This window comes from Pseudomonas sp. FFPRI_1, from assembly GCF_055384485.1.
Window position 1 is genome coordinate 4,869,488 of the sequence record NZ_AP029168.1, and the last position, 16,341, is coordinate 4,885,828.

Annotated in this window: 11 protein-coding genes and 2 pseudogenes; 9 read left to right on the plus strand and 4 right to left on the minus strand. The window is 64.2% G+C overall.

The features are described from left to right. The first annotated feature begins 115 nt into the window (after positions 1–115). The 3 genes and pseudogenes from ACZ5BO_RS21615 to ACZ5BO_RS21625 form a co-directional block, all read left to right on the plus strand. A complete protein-coding gene (locus ACZ5BO_RS21615) occupies positions 116–1,420 on the plus strand; it encodes a ferredoxin reductase family protein (protein WP_464696413.1) in 1,305 nt (434 codons plus the stop codon). A gap of 204 nt (positions 1,421–1,624) precedes the next feature. After that, positions 1,625–1,750 (plus strand): annotated as a pseudogene (locus ACZ5BO_RS21620) (transcriptional regulator); the annotation flags it as partial. Continuing rightward, positions 1,743–2,372, plus strand: a pseudogene (locus ACZ5BO_RS21625) (GTP-binding protein); the annotation flags it as partial. The pseudogenes ACZ5BO_RS21620 and ACZ5BO_RS21625, both read left to right, overlap by 8 nt. Before the next feature lie 257 nt (positions 2,373–2,629). Here the strand turns inward: ACZ5BO_RS21625 and ACZ5BO_RS21630 are convergent. Both ACZ5BO_RS21630 and ACZ5BO_RS21635 read right to left on the minus strand, forming a co-directional pair. Beyond that, positions 2,630–3,784: an alpha-hydroxy acid oxidase gene (locus ACZ5BO_RS21630; protein WP_025129744.1), complete on the minus strand. Its 1,155-nt coding sequence runs from the start codon at positions 3,782–3,784 to the stop codon at positions 2,630–2,632. Positions 3,785–3,876: 92 nt separating this feature from the next. Then, complete coding sequence (locus tag ACZ5BO_RS21635; protein ID WP_025129743.1) at positions 3,877–4,794, minus strand: LysR substrate-binding domain-containing protein; 918 nt, start codon at positions 4,792–4,794, stop codon at positions 3,877–3,879. A gap of 227 nt (positions 4,795–5,021) precedes the next feature. On the opposite strand from ACZ5BO_RS21635, the gene ACZ5BO_RS21640 reads away from it, so the two are divergent. From ACZ5BO_RS21640 to ACZ5BO_RS21665, 6 genes are all read left to right on the plus strand, one after another. Then, complete coding sequence (locus tag ACZ5BO_RS21640) at positions 5,022–6,050, plus strand: ABC transporter substrate-binding protein (RefSeq protein WP_464696414.1); 1,029 nt, start codon at positions 5,022–5,024, stop codon at positions 6,048–6,050. Between the two features lie 355 nt (positions 6,051–6,405). After that, positions 6,406–7,443, plus strand: a complete 1,038-nt coding sequence (locus tag ACZ5BO_RS21645; protein WP_464696415.1) for an ABC transporter substrate-binding protein — start codon at positions 6,406–6,408, stop codon at positions 7,441–7,443. Between the two features lie 236 nt (positions 7,444–7,679). Continuing rightward, positions 7,680–8,129, plus strand: coding sequence for a PTS sugar transporter subunit IIA (locus tag ACZ5BO_RS21650; RefSeq protein WP_464696416.1), 450 nt, complete (start codon positions 7,680–7,682; stop codon positions 8,127–8,129). Positions 8,130–8,373: 244 nt separating this feature from the next. Beyond that, on the plus strand, positions 8,374–10,080 hold the full coding sequence (locus ACZ5BO_RS21655; protein ID WP_464696417.1) for an efflux transporter outer membrane subunit: 1,707 nt from the start codon (positions 8,374–8,376) through the stop codon (positions 10,078–10,080). A 96-nt stretch (positions 10,081–10,176) separates the two neighbouring features. Further along, positions 10,177–11,289 (plus strand): efflux RND transporter periplasmic adaptor subunit, encoded by a 1,113-nt coding sequence (locus ACZ5BO_RS21660; RefSeq protein WP_464701335.1) that lies wholly within the window; start codon positions 10,177–10,179, stop codon positions 11,287–11,289. A gap of 8 nt (positions 11,290–11,297) precedes the next feature. Further along, entirely contained in the window at positions 11,298–14,375 is a 3,078-nt protein-coding gene (locus ACZ5BO_RS21665) for an efflux RND transporter permease subunit (RefSeq protein ID WP_464696418.1), read from the plus strand. A 51-nt stretch (positions 14,376–14,426) separates the two neighbouring features. Here the strand turns inward: ACZ5BO_RS21665 and ACZ5BO_RS21670 are convergent, their stop codons facing one another. Both ACZ5BO_RS21670 and ACZ5BO_RS21675 read right to left on the minus strand, forming a co-directional pair. Next, positions 14,427–14,855 (minus strand): TOBE domain-containing protein, encoded by a 429-nt coding sequence (locus tag ACZ5BO_RS21670; protein WP_025129736.1) that lies wholly within the window; start codon positions 14,853–14,855, stop codon positions 14,427–14,429. A gap of 119 nt (positions 14,856–14,974) precedes the next feature. Further along, on the minus strand, positions 14,975–16,285 hold the full coding sequence (locus tag ACZ5BO_RS21675) for an NtaA/DmoA family FMN-dependent monooxygenase (RefSeq protein WP_464696420.1): 1,311 nt from the start codon (positions 16,283–16,285) through the stop codon (positions 14,975–14,977). Positions 16,286–16,341 lie beyond the last annotated feature (56 nt).

A 16,341-nucleotide genomic window follows, 5' to 3' on the forward strand; every position in this document is an offset into this window, starting at 1 on the left:
ACACTACCATCAACCCATACTAAATTAATGACCACCTAAATAAGCCATATGGTTTTCTTATAAACTCAAGGCCTTGGGAACCAAACAACTACACCCCAACTAAACAGGAGGACTTATGAAGATCATCTGGATCATATTGTTGGCCGTGGTGGCCACCTTCGGGCTGACACTGGCAATTGCCCCAACTACAACACTGGATGTCTGGGTCGTACGCAAGCAGGCCATTCTCCTAACCGGGGTGACAGCATTCGCGCTGATGTCACTGATCATGCTGCTAGCGGTGCGTCCCACATGGCTGGAGAAGCCGCTGGATGGCTTGGACCGCATGTACCGTGCACATAAATGGGCAGGTATCCTCGCCATCGCACTGGCTTTACTGCACTACTTACTGGAACTGGGCGGACCACTGCTCGCCAAGTTCATCGTAAAGCCGGCCAAGGGGCCACGTGTGGAAGCCTTTTTCGATGCCTTCCGGGGCTCAGCAAAGGATCTGGGCGAGTGGTCGGCCTGGTTGTTGGCCGCGATGTTGGTCATCACCCTCTGGCAGCGGTTTCCTTATCACCTGTGGCGCTATGTCCATAAAACCCTAGCTGCGGTTTACCTGGTGCTCGCGTTCCATGGTGTGGTGCTAGCGCCAGCGGGTTACTGGACACAACCGATAGGCTGGCTGATAGCGCTGTGCGCGGCTGTGGGCAGCTTGTGTGCACTCTGGTCGTTAAGCGGGCAGATAGGTCGCCAACGCATCCACCAAGGCGTGGTGATCTCGATCGACCGTCCCGGAGATCGCGTGCTAGAGGCGACCTGCAAACTGCAAGGCCGTTGGCAGCACCGTGCTGGTCAGTTCGCCTTTCTCACTTGTAACCGTCTGGAGGGCCAGCATCCGTTCACGATCTCCAGTTCTGATCGTGACAACGGTGAGGTGCGCTTCAGCATCAAGGCGCTGGGGGACTACACCCAACGGCTGCAGGACAGCCTGGGCGTCGGTGACCCGATAAAGGTTGAAGGCCCCTACGGCTGCTTCAACTTTCACCGCGAAAAGGGCGAACGCCAGGTGTGGATCGCCGGCGGCATAGGTATCACGCCTTTCCTTGCCTGGCTTGAGTCGCTGCAGGAGCATCCCAAAGATAGTCCTGAAGTGATGCTGTTCTACTATGTTGCCTCACCGTCCGATGCGATCTATGCCAGCCGCTTGCGTGAACTGTGCGAAAAACTTCCGTTTATTGACCTATGCATTCACTTCAGTGAGAGCGACGGTTACCTGCAGGCGGCCGATTTGGGTATGCAACCTGACGCGCTCGGACGCTGGCCGAGCGTCTGGTTCTGTGGTCCGCGAGTGTTAGCCGCACGACTACGGAGTGATCTGCACCGGCAAGGCATGCCGCGCAGGTGCTTCCATCTTGAAGCATTCCAGATGCGCTAGAAAGTTCCATCCTGTTCAGTGAATCCACCAGCGCCCTAGAGCGGATGCTCCCACACCGCGCTAGGGAACGACCCACAAGCTACCAATAGATCTGTTGAACCGTCACTCAGCAACCGGGAATCATCTGAGCAACTTATGCCTCACATGTAGTGTTTGTGTTTTTTGTGCACAATACCTCCAATTGATATGGATTGAGGTTCTTAGATATCCCAGCCCCCTCTAGACGAGCGTCTGATCAAGGCCCTCGCCGTTGCTATCGTTGCCCGCCCGCGCGCGACCTTGAAAGAGCTGGCCGAGTCCGCCTGCGTCAGTAAAGCCACTCTGCATCGACGAAGAGCTGCGTGATCGCTACATTCTCGACGGCATCATCACCCTGGTGGATGCGGCGCACGCCGACCTGCACCTGACTCAAACCATCGCCCAAGTGCAGGTGGGCTTTGCCGATCGCCTGCTGGTGAGCAAGACCGACCTAGTCGACACCGCCAACTTCCAGCGCCTGAGCGAGCGCCTGGGGCGGATCAACCGCCACGCACCGATCCGGGTGGTGGAGCACGGCAAGATTGACCTAGCCGAGCTGCTGGATGTGCGCGGTTTCAATCTTAATGCCGATCTAGTTAACGGTTTACACCTTCGCCCTATCGGGCAGACGGCAACGCCGGATCGCATCTCAAGCCTGGTCCTGCACACGGATTCGCCCCTGGACATCGATCGGCTCAGCGACTTCATAAGCCAGTTGCTAGAAGATCACGGCAAACAACTGCTGCGCTACAAGGGCGTGCTGAACATCACCGGAGAGGATCGGCGACTGGTGTTCCAGGGCGTGCTCAAGCTCTATGGTTTTGAGTGGGATAGCGAGTGGAGCGAAGGCGAGGCGCGCGCGAGTGTGATGGTGTTTATTGCCGAAGACTTGCCGGAGGCGAAGATTCGCGCCGGATTTGCTGCGCTCTCTTGAGCGTGCCTTGACGCAGTTCAGCGACAGAGGGACACCTCATACCGCCTCTGCATGGCTGAGGGAAGGCGCATTCCGCTCAAGGAGGCTAACGGACCGATTCTCGCGATGAAGGGCTGGGCAATCCTGCCGATCCACAGCCCCCCTCCCCCTGCCTAAATCTTACATATCCGCCAAACATGGATGGGCAATGCAAGACTCGACACTACGACCAGGCGCGACCCGCCAGCCAGGCTGCGAGCACCCGCTCGCAGCACTGCCTAGGGCAGAGGGTAACTGCCCGGCAACAGGATGCGGTGATCCAGGTGCTGCACATCGGTGTAACCGCACAGCGCCAGGGTCAGGTCCATTTCTCTGGCGATGATCTCCAAAGCCTTGGCCACCCCGGCCTCGCCCATTGCTCCCAGGCCATACAGATGCGCGCGCCCGAGCATGACCCCTTGGGCCCCCAACGCCAGGGACTTGATCACGTCCTGCCCGCTGCGGATACCGCTGTCGAGCCAGACTTCGAGCCGATCACCGACCGCTTCGACGATCGCCGGCAGCATGCTAATGCTGGAAGGCGCGCCGTCCAGCTGACGGCCGCCATGGTTGCTGACGATCAGCGCATCGGCGCCGCTGGCCAACGCCAGGCGCGCGTCCTCGACATCCAGGATGCCCTTGAGAATCAGCGTGCCGCCCCAGCGCTCCTTGATCCATTGAATGTCGTCCCAGCTCAGGCGCGGGTCGAACTGCTGGTAAGTCCACTCAGCCAGTTGCTGCATGTCATCAACACCTTTGACATGCCCCATGATGTTGCCGAAATGGTGCCGGCGCGTGCCCAGCATCCCTTTGATCCAGCGTGGCTTGCAAAGGATGTTCAACAAGCTGGAGGGGGTCAGTCGCGGTGGAATGCTGAGGCCGTTTTTCAGGTCCTTGTGGCGCTGGCCGCTCAACTGCAGATCAAGGGTCAGGACCAGGGCATCACAACCGGCGGCCTTGGCCCGGTCGATCAGGCTGGCGACGAACCCACGGTCGCGCATGACATAGAGCTGGAACCAGAACGGCGCGGCAATGGCTTCGGCGATGTCCTCCAGGGAGCAGATGCTCACCGTCGACAAGGTGTAGCGAATGCCCGCGGCGGTGGCGGCGCGAGCGGCAAGAACCTCGCCGTCGGCGCAGATCATTCCGGCCAGGCCAGTGGGCGCGATGGCCAGCGGCATGGCCATGTCGATGCCCAGTCGCCGGGTGTTGAGCGAGCGATGCTCGATGTTGCGTGCGACCCGCTGGCGCAGCTTGATCGCGCTGAAGTCGGCCTGGTTGGCCTGGTAGGTGCTTTCGGTCCAGGAGCCGCCATCGACATAGTCATAGAACATTCGCGGCACCCGCCGCCGAGCCATTGCACGCAGGTCTTCGATACAGGTGATGATGGGCATTGGCCCGCTCCCGATTGAGGTTCAGCGCGAGATTAACGGCCCGCCCGAGGCGTTACCGGGAAAAGATTTCGCACTTATCGGGCGTAACTTTCCTACAGCGAATGCTGCAAGCGTGCCTCCGCCTCAAGCACAGTTTCATGGCAGACCCGGGTCAACCAGGCGCTGAAGGCTGCTGCCGCCGGCGATGGCTGCCGAACCCGCAGTTGATAGTGAAAGGAGGGCTCGCTGCGTACCTTGCCAATCGCCACCAGTTGCCCATCGGCCAGCCACGCCTGTGCCAGTGAGGGCCGCGCCAGGACCACGCCCTGAGCCTTGGCCGCGGCCTCAAGCATCATGCCCAGGTCCAGCAGGGCCGGCCCCTGCCTTGGTTCGAGGAGCTCCAGGCCAGCCTGCATGAACCAGGGCCGCCAGGGCTCCAGGGGAGAACGCAATAAGGGTAAGCGGGCGAAATCCCGCACCGGGTCCAGGTCCGGGAAACGCGCCAGCAAGGCCGGCGCAGCCATGGGCTGCAGTTGCTCGTCGAGCAGCCGCTGGCCTGGCGCGACCTCGGCGCTGTCGCCACTGATCAGCACATCGCAAGCACTACCATCGACACTGCCCATGGGCGCACTGAGCTGGATCTGCAGGTCGACGTCGGGGCAGGCCAGGCTGTGCTCCTGCAGCCGCGGGATGAGGACCTGGCGGGCGAAGGTCGGCGGGCAGCTGACCATCAGGTGCTGCTTACGCTGCACGGGCCGCTGATGCCCGGGGATCGCCAGCAACTGCGCGAGGATCGGGCTGATCTGCTCCAGGTAGACCTGCCCCTGCACCGTCAGCATCAAGGTGCCACCCTGGCGCTCGAACAACGACACACCCAGCAGTTGTTCCAGGCCCGCAATGCGCTTGCGCAAGGCGCTGCCGGTGAGCGACAGGGCATCGGCCGCGCGTTCGAAACTCTGCAACTGCGCGCCCGCCTGGAAGGCCAGCAGTGCATCCAGGGAAGGCAGGCGATAGTCAGTGAAATTGTTCATGGCTGGGCTCCTGAGCGCACTCCGACAATGGTCCAGACACAGTTCCGGTACAGGGTTGCGCCAAGGTCCGGATCTTACCCAGGCTGCTGGTGCCAGGGCGACATCTATGCATCGCCGTGAGAAAAAACCTCCCGCGGAGCGCGCCTTTTATTCCTCATCGGCGCCAGCCGTGCTCGCTAGGATGATTCTCGCGATCTTTAAAACAACAACAAGAAGGAAGACCAGCCATGCTTAAAATCGCTCTCAGTACCCTGGCCCTGGCGCTGCTCTGCCACGCGGCCCAGGCCGACAGCCTGACCGTGGTCTCCGTCGGCGGGCTGAACAAGCAGGCCCAACAGCAGGCGTTCTACACCCCCTTCGAACAACAGCACTCGATAAGCGTCCGAGCCGGCGAGTACAACGGCGAGATCGGCATGATCAAGACCATGGTCGAGACCGGGAGCGTCGGCTGGGACGTGGTCGAAGTGGACCATGCACAAATCCAGCGCGGCTGCGACGAGGGCTTGTTCGAACGGCTACCGGCCATGCCCGAGCTGGCTCAAAACGACTTTGTCGAGGGCGCCCTGAGCGAATGTGGGGTGGGCATCTTCATCTGGTCCACCGCCCTGGTCTACAACCCCAAGGCCGTGCCCAAGGCTCCGACCGGCTGGGCCGACCTTTGGGACCTGAAGACCTTTCCCGGCAAGCGGGCCCTGCACAAAGGCGCCAAGCTGACCCTGGAGATCGCCCTGATGGCCGACGGCGTACCTCGCCATCAGGTATACAGCGTGCTGCGTGAGGCCGGTGGCGTGGACCGGGCGTTTCGCAAGCTGGACCAGATCAAGCAACAGATCCAGTGGTGGGAATCGGGGGCCCAGCCCCTGCAGTGGCTGGCAGCCGGGGATGTCAGCCTGACCTCGGTCTACACCGCCCGCGCCGTCAGTGCCCAACAGGCCGGCTATGACTTCCCGCTGGTGTGGGACGGCAACCTCTCCGACATGGACAGTTGGGGCATCGTCAAGGGCAGCCCGAATGTGCCGGCGGCGTTGAAGTTCATCGCGTTCGCCAGTTTGCCGGCGCAGCAGAAGCCGTTCGCCGAAATCATGCACAACGGCCCGACCCACAAGCAGACGCTGGCACTGATCGCAGCCGAAACCCAGCGCAACTTTCCCACCGCGCCACAGAACAGGGCCGTCGCGTTGAAAGTCGATAGCGAGTTCTGGATCGAACATGGGCATGAGCTGGAGGAACGCTTCACCGCCTGGGCCGCACGCTAGGCCGGCGAGCCAGGCGGCGGTGGTCGACGGTTGAAACCCGAGGCTGCAGCGAGCTTGAACCTGGACCCTCGGTTTGGATGACCGCCAGCGCGCCGACCATTGCTCGGCCAAGGGCACGCGCTGCCGGCAATAGTTTAGTCCTGGACGATCCAAGGATCAGGACTGCCAGGTATTCAGATCATGCCCCCCATGCCATGTTGGCAGGTGGAGCAACAACGCTGGCCCCCGATCCAGCCTGAGCTCTGGTTGTGCGGCTTCGCGACAGTCGCCCCGGTGTTCCGAGCAACGCAGTCGGAACGACCCCGGCGTGCCGGAATGTCTCGAAGACATCCTTGTAGCGTAGGAGATAATAATAATGATCAGCATCCTGAAGTTCAGCGCCCTGGTAACAGGCTTGATAATCACCCCCCTTGGGCTTGCAGCCGACCTCACCATTGTTTCCTTCGGTGGCGCCAACAAGGAAGCTCAAGTGAAGGCCTTCTACCAGCCCTGGCAACGCAGCAACGGCGGCAAAATCATCGCTGGCGAATACAACGGCGAAATGGCCAAGATCAAGGCGATGGTCGACACCGGCAGCGTCTCCTGGGACGTCGTCGAAGTGGAGTCCGCCGAGTTGGCCAGAGGCTGCGACGAGGGGATGTTCGAAACACTGGACCCTGTTCAACTCGGCCTCGACAACAAGGAGTTCGTGCCCGGTGCACTCCAGCCCTGCGGCGTTGGTTTCCTGGTCTATTCAACAGTCCTGGCCTACAACGCCAACAAGCTGGCGCAAGCGCCCACCGGCTGGAAGGATTTCTGGGACGTAAAGAGATTCCCCGGCAAACGTGGCCTGCGCAAACTGGCCAAGTCGACCCTGGAGTTCGCGCTGATTGCCGATGGTGTCGAAGCTCGTGACCTCTATTCGGTGCTCGCCACCAAGGCAGGCCAGGACCGTGCGTTCGCCAAGCTGGATGAGATCAAGCCCCATGTTCAATGGTGGGAAGCCGGTGCCCAACCGCCGCAATACCTGGCAGCCGGTGACGTGGTGATGACCTCGGTGTACAACGGCCGCCTCTCGGCTGAGCAGCGCAAAAAATACGGCCTGGACATTGTCTGGTCCGGCGGTCTCTACGAATTCGATTCTTGGGCCATCCCGCGCGGAGCCTCACAGCAGGCCAAGGCATACCAATTCATCAGCTTCTCCGTCTCACCGGGGCAGCAGAAGCTGTTCTCCGAGCATATTGATTACGGCGCGGCCAACCTCGCCGCCATGGATCTGCTCGATAAGGCGCGTATAGCCGAACTGCCCACGGCGCCGCAGAACCTCGCGCAACAGGTTCCGGTTGATGCGCTGTTCTGGGCCGACCATGGCGAGCAACTGGAACAGCGCTTCAACGCCTGGGCGGCACGCTGACGTCGCCAGCCCGGGGTCGAACTGACGCCGGGCTGCAGGTGACCCAAGGCTACCGGTAACGACCGTCATCGCCATGCTGGTCGATTCAGGGCTTGGCCAGCCTTGCGTTCTGCCAGGCGACGCGCGTCTAAAGAGTTCGTAAAGACTGCCTGCCCATTGCTGCCCCGGCTCGGCAAATGCGCTTCAATGGTCCTTGAGACGCACCTGAAAGCCTCCCGCCATTCCCGGAGCAGCCCATGAGCAAGCTTGCCCGTTACCTGCAGGTCGAAGACATCCTCCTGGACGTCAATCTGTCGAGCAAACAGCGCCTGTTCGAACAGGTCGGCCGGCACCTGCAAGAGACCCGGCAACTGCCGGCGGACGGGGTCACCGCCAGCCTGTGGCGCCGGGAACTGGCCGCCAGTACGGCGATCGGCGAAGGCGTGGCCCTGCCCCATGCGCGGCTGGCCGAGCTCGAGCGCATCCACGCGCTGTACCTGCGACCGCAAACCGCCATGGCCTTTGGCGCCCAAGACCAGCAGCCGGTCAGCGATATCCTGGTGCTGCTGGTGCCCGCCCCCGCCGACCAGCAACACCTGGACCTGCTGGCGGACGCCGCCCGGCTGTTCGCCAACCCGCGCTTTCGCCAGGCGCTGCTGCGTTGCAGCGAGACGATCCAGGTCAAGCAGCTGTTCGATCACTGGTAGCCTGTGCCTGCCACCTGCGCCGACCCCGCTACAGGTTGGCCATCCCACGGCAGCGAGCAGGATAGCCCCAGCCCACTGATCACCGCCCAGCACAAGATTTCGTCTATTGGCGGTTAGCTGACTCATCCATTAACGTTCATTGCACCTCGCGCTGCCCAGTGCTCGAGGGGGCGCCTGTCCAACCGTTGCGCCGGTCTGCATATTCCCGTTGAACCCACTCACGGATCGCTCGACCAGAGAGAATATGAACAAACCACAGCTGCCGCCTGTAGCCACTGGCGGCCGGCGCCCTCGTCAGGATGAGGACACCGGTCGAGACCCCGCTGGGCCCCCATCTGTTCTATTGCTCGCCCGCTCGCCCCTGAACCTGATCTGTATCGCAGTCCTCGCCGGTTGTGCGGTGGGGCCGGACTTCGTGCGCCCCGATCTCGCGGACACTGCCGGCTACAGCGCCAGCCCCTTGCCGGCGGTCACCGCGGCGGCGCCGATTGCCAGCGGCGGCGCCGCGCAGCGACTGGTGAGCGGCATGGATATTCCCGGGCAATGGTGGGCACTGTTTCGCTCCCCGGAGCTCGATGCCCTGGTGCAGGAGGCACTGCGGGCCAACCCGGACATCGAGGGCGCCCAGGCCGCATTGCGCCAGGCCAATGAGCTGCTGTATGCCGAACAGGCGTCGCTGTTCCCTGCCCTCAGCGCCTCGGCCTCGAAGACCCGCGAGAAAGTGTCCAGCGCCAGCGCCCTGGGCTCCAGCGGCGCAGCGGCCGGGGGCTCCGCGGCGCAGATCTTCACGGTCAACTCGGCCTCGCTGAGTGTGTCCTACGCCCCTGACGTGTTTGGCGCTACGCGCCGGCAAATCGAGGCCAGCGGCGCCCAGGCCGAGTACCAGCGCTATCAGCTGGAAGCGACCTACCTGACCCTGAGCGCCAACCTGGTCAACACGGTCATCAGCCTGGCTTCGGTGCGCGACCAGATCGCCGCCAGCGAAACCGTGATCCGCCTGCAACGCGAGCAACTCGATCTGTTGCAGGCACAACATCAACTGGGCGCCATCGGCAACAGCGACGTGCTGACCCAGCAAGCGACCCTGGCCCAGACCCGCGCCAGCCTGCCGCCCTTGCAGAAACAGCTGGCCCAGACCCGCAACCAGTTGCAGGCCTACCTGGGCCGTTTCCCCAGCCAGGAGCCCGGCGAACACTTTCAGTTGGCGTCCCTGCACCTGCCCGAGGAACTGCCCCTGAGCCTGCCTTCGGCCATCGTCGAGCAGCGGCCCGATGTGCGCTCGGCCGAAGCGCAGTTGCACCAGGCCAGCGCCGATATCGGCGTGGCCCTGGCCAATCAGTTGCCGCAGTTCAGCATCACCGGCTCCCTGGGCTCCACGGCGCTGGCTGGCACCAAGCTGTTTTCCTCCGGCACCGGGGTCTGGAGCCTGGCCGGGTCCATCGCCCAGCCACTGTTCGATGCCGGCGCCCTGGAGCATCGCAAGCGCGCCGCGGTGGCCGCCTATGACCAGGCCGCCGCGCGCTATCGCGGCACGGTGCTCGCCGCCTTCCAGGATGTGGCCAATGCCCTGCGGGCGCTGCAGGCTGACGCCGAAGCCCTGCAACAGCAAGTGGCCGCGGAACAAGCCGCGCGCCAGAGCCTGGACCTGGCCCAGGCCCAGTACCGCCTGGGCGCGGTGGGCTACTTGAACCTGTTGACCGCGCAACAGACCTACCAGAACGCGATTGTCAGCCGGGTGCGGGCCCAGGCCGCCCGCTACAGCGACACCACGGCGCTGTTCCAGGCCCTGGGAGGTGGCTGGTGGCAGCGCCAGGATGTCGACCCGCGCAGCCTCGGCAGCCCTGACCGCTTCGGCTGGCCGTCACTCAAAGAACTGTACCCGCCAGCAGCGAGTCAACGCGCGCGCCCCCAAGCCGCCGCGCCGCCCCTTCGACCTGCACCCTTGCCCTAAGTGAGATCCGCCATGGCCGACGTCCACTCCAGCCCTTCCACCGTGCCCCCGGCTACGGCCCCCCAGGCGCCGCGCAAGCGCCGGCTGCTGCGGCCGATGCTGATCATGCTCGGCGTGGTGCTGCTGATTGTCGCGGTGATCGGCGGGGTCAAGTTCGCGCAGATCTCCAAGCTCATCGCCCAGGCCAAGGTGCCCCTGCCACCGGCGGTGGTCACCGCCCTCAAGGCCCAGTACGAGGAGTGGCAGCCCAGCGTCTCCGCCGTCGGCTCGATGAAGACCGTGCGCGGGGTGGATGTCACCACCGAAGTCGGCGGCATTGTGCGCAGCATCGGTTTCAAGCCCGGCCAGGAAGTGGCCGCCGGCGACCTGCTGGTGCAATTGAATGCCGATTCCGACATCGCCCAACTGCACTCCCTGGAAGCCACCGCGGCCCTGGCCGGCACGGTGCTCAAGCGCGACCGGGCACAACTGAAAGTGAGCGCGGTGTCCCAGGCCCAGGTCGAGGCCGACGAAGCCGACCTCAAGGCCAAGCTCGCTGCCGCCGAACAGCAACGCGCGCTGGTGGCGAAAAAGAGCATCCGCGCGCCCTTTGCCGGGCGCATCGGCATCACCTCGGTGAACCCCGGGCAGTACCTCAACCCGGGAGACAAGATCGCCAACCTGCAGACCTTCGACCCGATCTACATCGATTTCAACGTGCCCCAGACCCAGCTGCAGCAGGTGGCCCTGGGCCAGAGCGTCACGGTCAGCGCCGACGGCCTGCCCAAGCAGACGTTCACCGGCCGGGTCAGCTCCATCGACACCCAGTTCGACCCCAACACCCGCAACGTCACGGTCGAAGCCACCATCGACAACCCCCAGCGCAGCCTGGTGCCCGGCATGTTCGCCCGGGCCGTGGTGGCCTCCGGCGGCATCCAGCGCTACCTGACCCTGCCCCAGACCGCAGTCACCTATAACCCCTACGGCACCACGGTGTTCATCGCCAGCCAGCAGAACAACGACCAGGGCGACACGCTGCTCACCGCGCAGCAGACCTTTATCGAAACCGGCCCCAAGCGTGGCGACCAGGTGGCGGTGCTGTCGGGAGTCAAGGAAGGCGACCTGGTGATCACCAGTGGCCAGATGAAGCTCAAGAACGGCTCGCCGATCAAGGTCGACAACAGCCACGCCCCCCTGAACGATCCTTCGCCGACGCCGCAAGAGCGCTAGGGCCCGCCATGAACTTCACCGATACCTTCATCAAGCGGCCGGTCTGGGCCGTGGTGGTCTCGCTGTTCATCCTGATCCTCGGCCTGCGCTCGATCTTCGAACTGCCGGTGAACCAGTGGCCGCGCACGGAAAACACCGTGGTCACCATCAGCACCTATTACTACGGTGCCGACGCCGCCACCGTGGCCGGCTTCATCACCCAGCCCCTGGAAGCGGCGATTGCCCAGGCCCAGGGCATCGACTACCTGTCGTCCACCAGCATCACCGGGCTCTCCACCATCACCGCGACCCTGCGCCTGAACTACGACTCGAGCAAGGCGCTGACCGAGATCAACACCCAGGTCAACTCGGTGAAGAACCAGTTGCCGGCCCAGTCCCAGGAACCGGTGCTGACGGTCGCGGTGGGCCAGACCACCGACGCCATGTACCTGGGGTTCTACAGCGACACCCTGGCCACCAACAACATCACCGACTACCTGGTGCGGGTGGTCAAGCCCAAGCTCGATTCCCTGGAAGGGGTGCAGACCGCGGAGATCCTCGGTGGCCGCCAGTTCGCCCTGCGCGCCTGGCTCGACCCGGACAAGCTGGCGGCGCACAACGTCACCGCCCAGGACGTGGCCAGTGCCCTGGGCAACAACAACTACCTGTCCGCCGTGGGCTCCACCAAGGGGCAGATGATCACCGTCGACCTCACCGCCGGCACCGACCTGCACACGGTGGACGAATTCAAGCGCCTGGTGGTCAAGCACAATGGCGACGCCCTGGTGTACCTCGAGGACCTGGGCAACGTCACCCTGGGGGCGGAAAACTACGACAGCAGCGTGGCCTTCTCCGGCAAGCGCTCGGTGTTCATCGGCATCAAGGCCGCGCCCACCGCGAACATCCTCAACGTCGCCGACAACGTGCGCAAAGTGTTCCCCGACCTGCAGTCGCAACTGCCCGCCGGGGTGCGCGGCGAGATCGTCTACGACTCCACGGCCTTCATCAACACCTCGATCTTCGAGGTGGTGAAGACCCTGGTGGAAGCCATGATCATCGTTTCGGTGGTGATCTACCTGTTCCTCGGCTCGTTCCGCGCAGTGATCGTGCCCCTGGTGGCGATCCCGCTGTCGCTGGTGGGCACCTTCTTCGTCATGTACCTGCTGGGGTATTCGATCAACCTCCTGACCTTGCTGGCCCTGGTGCTGGCCATCGGCCTGGTGGTGGACGACGCCATCATCGTGGTGGAAAACGTCGACCGGCACATCAAGGAAGAAGGCCGGGGCGTACTGGCGGCGGCATTGCTGGGGGCCCGTGAACTGGGCGGGCCGATCATCGCCATGACCGTGGTGCTGATTGCCGCCTACGTGCCCATCGGCCTGCGCAGCGGCCTGACCGGGGCGCTGTTCAAGGAGTTCTGTTTTTCCCTGGCCGGGGCGGTGACGGTGTCGGCGGTGATCGCCCTGACCCTGTCGCCGATGATGACCTCGCGGCTGTTCAACAGCGGCCAGGAGGAAGGCCGCTTCGCCAAGCGCCTGGACCGCTACTTCGACTGGCTGCGGGGCCGCTACCACCGGGTGCTGGCCGCCGGGCTGGACAGCTGGCCGGTGCTGGTGACCTTCGGCTTCCTGCTGTTCCTGTTGGTGGCCGCCAGCGGCATGACCGCCAAGAGCGAGCTGTCGCCCACCGAGGACCAGGGCCTGGTGTTCATGCAGATCAAGGGCGCGCCCACCGCCTCGCCACAGCAGATGGAATGGATTGCCGACCAGGCGTTCCAGATCGCCAACAAGGAGCCCGAGTACCTGCAGATGTTCCAGCTCACCGGCCTGCCGTCGCTGAACCAGGGCCTGGGCGGGGTGCTGCTCAAGTCCTGGGAGGACCGTGACCGCTCCCAGGCGCAGTTGATTCTCGACCTGCAACAGAAGTGGAACCAGGTGCCCGGCGCCACCATCGCTGCCTTCCCCCTGCCCTCGCTGCCCGGCGCCCAGGGCCTGCCCGTGCAGTTCGTGATCAGCACCACCGAGTCGGTGGCCAACCTCAACGAAGTGGCCCAGGCGGTGCTGGCCGAAGCCACCAAGCAGCAGCTGTTCTGGTTTTCCGACCTCGACCTCAAGCTCGACAAACCCCAGGCCAGGCTGGTGGTGGACCGGGAAAAGATCGCCGCCCTGGGCATGACCCAGGCCGACGTCGGCGCGGCGCTGTCGGCGGCCCTGGGGGGCAACTACGTGAACTACTTCTCCACGGCCGGGCGCTCCTACAAGGTGATTCCCCAGGTGCTGCAGGTGGACCGGCTGAACCCCGAGCAGATCCTCGACTACTACATTCGCACCCCATCGGGGACCATGATCCCGGCACGCACCGTGGCCCATATCGAGACCTCCACCGAGCCGGAGTCGGTCAACCACTTCCAGCAGCTCAACTCGGCCACCCTGTCCGGGGTCAGCGGCGTGTCCCAGGGCGAGCTACTGGCCAGGCTCAAGGGCATTCTCGAACAAGTGGCGCCGTCCGGTTACTCCACCGACTATGCCGGCGAGTCGCGGCAGTTCATCCAGGAATCCGGCGGTTTTGTCGGCCTGCTGCTGTTCTCGATCCTGATCGTCTACCTGGCCCTGGCGTTCCAGTTCGAGAGCTACCGCGACCCGGTGGTGATTCTGTTTTCGGTTCCGCCGGCGCTGTTCGGCGCCCTGGCCTTCATCACCATGGGTTTTGCCTCGATCAACGTCTACACCCAGGTCGGGCTGGTGACGCTGCTGGGGTTGATCACCAAGCACGGGATCCTGATCGTGCAGTTCGCCAACGAACTGCAGCGCGCCGGCCACAGCAAGCGCGAAGCCATCGAAGAAGCTGCCGCGGTGCGCCTGCGGCCGATCCTGATGACCACCGCAGCCATGGTCCTGGGGGTGGTGCCGCTGGTGTGGGCCTCCGGCGCCGGCGCGGCGGGCCGCCACGACATGGGGCTGGTGATCTTTGCCGGGCTGTCCATCGGCACCCTGCTGACCCTGTTCATGGTGCCGGCCATGTACCTGTTCATCGGCACCACCCACTACGCCGAGACCGCGCAGCAGCAAGACGGCGCGCAGGCGATCGAGCCATCCAGCAGTCACTGAGCGCGGGGCCAACGACTGCTGGACGAACGCTGAGGCGAGTACCGGCAAGCCTCAGGCAGACACGCCAAGAATGATGTGGGAAGCCTTGATCACCGCCGTGGCGCTAACGCCCGGGGCCAGGCCCAGCTCGGTCACCGCGTCGCGGGTGACGATGGAATACACCCGGCTGCCGCCGCTGAGCTCAAGCACCACTTCGGCATTCACCGCACCGTCGGTAACGCTGATCACCTTGCCCTGCAGGCAGTTGCGCGCGGACAGGCGAATGCCTTGGGCATCGGTCATCAGCATCACCCAGGGCGCCTTGACCAGGGCCAGGGCCTCGGTGCCCGGCGCGATCCCCAAGGTCCGCAGGCTCTGCAGGGTCACCACCGCCACCAGTTGCTCGCCACCGTCCAGGGACAGCACCACCTCGGCGTTGACCGAGCCCTCTTCGACCTGGCTGACCCGACCTTTGAACACGTTGCGTGCACTGACTTTCATGGAGCGTTCCTTTTATTGACTTCAGGGTTAGGATTGCCCGGCATGATCCGGGCGCACGTTGTGTAGAAACAACCATAGCGCCCGTCACCCAAGGCCGGAGTTTTGTCCCTGGCCCCGGGTCAATCCTGCTCTTGCAGGTGCTCGATAAACGTCGTGCCGCTATAGCGCTGGCGAAACAGCCCCGCTTCCACCAGCATCGGTATCACCTGTTCCAGGAAAATGTGCATCGAACGGATCGAGCCCCCCGGTGCGGCGATAAAGCCATCCATGGCGCCGGCCTCGGCCCAATCGAGGATCTGTTCAAAGGCGTCCTCGGCAGTGCCGATCACTTGCCAGTGGGCCGCGGAAATCACTTCCGGACGTAGCAGCAGTTCGTCCAGGCGCAGGGTCTCGCGCTCGATCAGGCGCCGCAGCAGGTTGGTGTGGGTGCGACTGTCGGGGTTGGCGGCCGGGGCCGGCAGGTCCGCGGCGCTCACCGGCCGGTCCAGGGGCCAATCGCTGAGGTCGAGGCCGATCATCTGCTTGATCGAGGCAAACTTGCGCGCATTGTCCGGGCGCCCGTGGGTCTGCATGAACAGCTCGCGGGCCGCCTCCCGGGTCGGCGCCAGGTACAGGCTCAGGCCCGGCAACAGGCGGATGTCCTGGGGCGCGCGGCCGTGACGTTGGGCCCGCCGGGACAGGTCGCGACGCAGCTCCAGGGCAGCGTCCTTGTCCGGGGTCGGGGCGAACACCAGGTCGGCCACCGAGGCGGCGAAGTCGCGCCCGGTGTCCGAGGCGCCGGCCTGGATCAGGGGGATGCGCGCGCCGCCGTAGGCCGGCAGGTTGAGCGGGCCACGGACCTTGAAGTGCGCCCCGTCATGGTCCACCGGATGCACCTTGGAACGGTCAGCGTAGCGGCCGTTGTCGCGGTCGAGCAACAGCGCCTCGGCGGGATAGCTGGCCCAGAGGTCATGCACCAGGCGGGTGAACTCCGCTGCCCGGGCATAGCGCTCATCCGCGCTGGGCATGGCCTCCAGGCCGAAGTTCTCATGGCCCTGCAAGGCAGTGACGATGTTCCAGCCGACGCGCCCCTTGCTCACCCAGTTCAGCGATTGCAACTGGCGCGCCACCACGTAGGGCGGGAAGAAGGTGGTGGACACCGTGGACACCAGGCCGATGTGCGAAGTCTCCCGGGCAACGGCGGCCAGCAGCACCGTGGGGTCGAGGCTGGCAAACCCCGAGCCGCTTTCCAGCCCTTCCATGTTCAGGCAGCTGACATCCGGGCGGAACACGAAATCCAGGTGGGCGGCCTCCGAGCGTTTGGCGATGTCCACCGCGAAGTCCGCGCTGTAGATACCTTCGATATTGCTGTCCGGCTGGCGCCAGGCATCGCCGCTGAGCCAGGTGGGGGCCAGGGACATGCCGATATGCAGGCGTTTGCGAGTACTCATCTGTTGCCAATCTCCTGTGCTGCAAGGTCAGCCGGCCAGCCCTCGAAGGGGCGCCG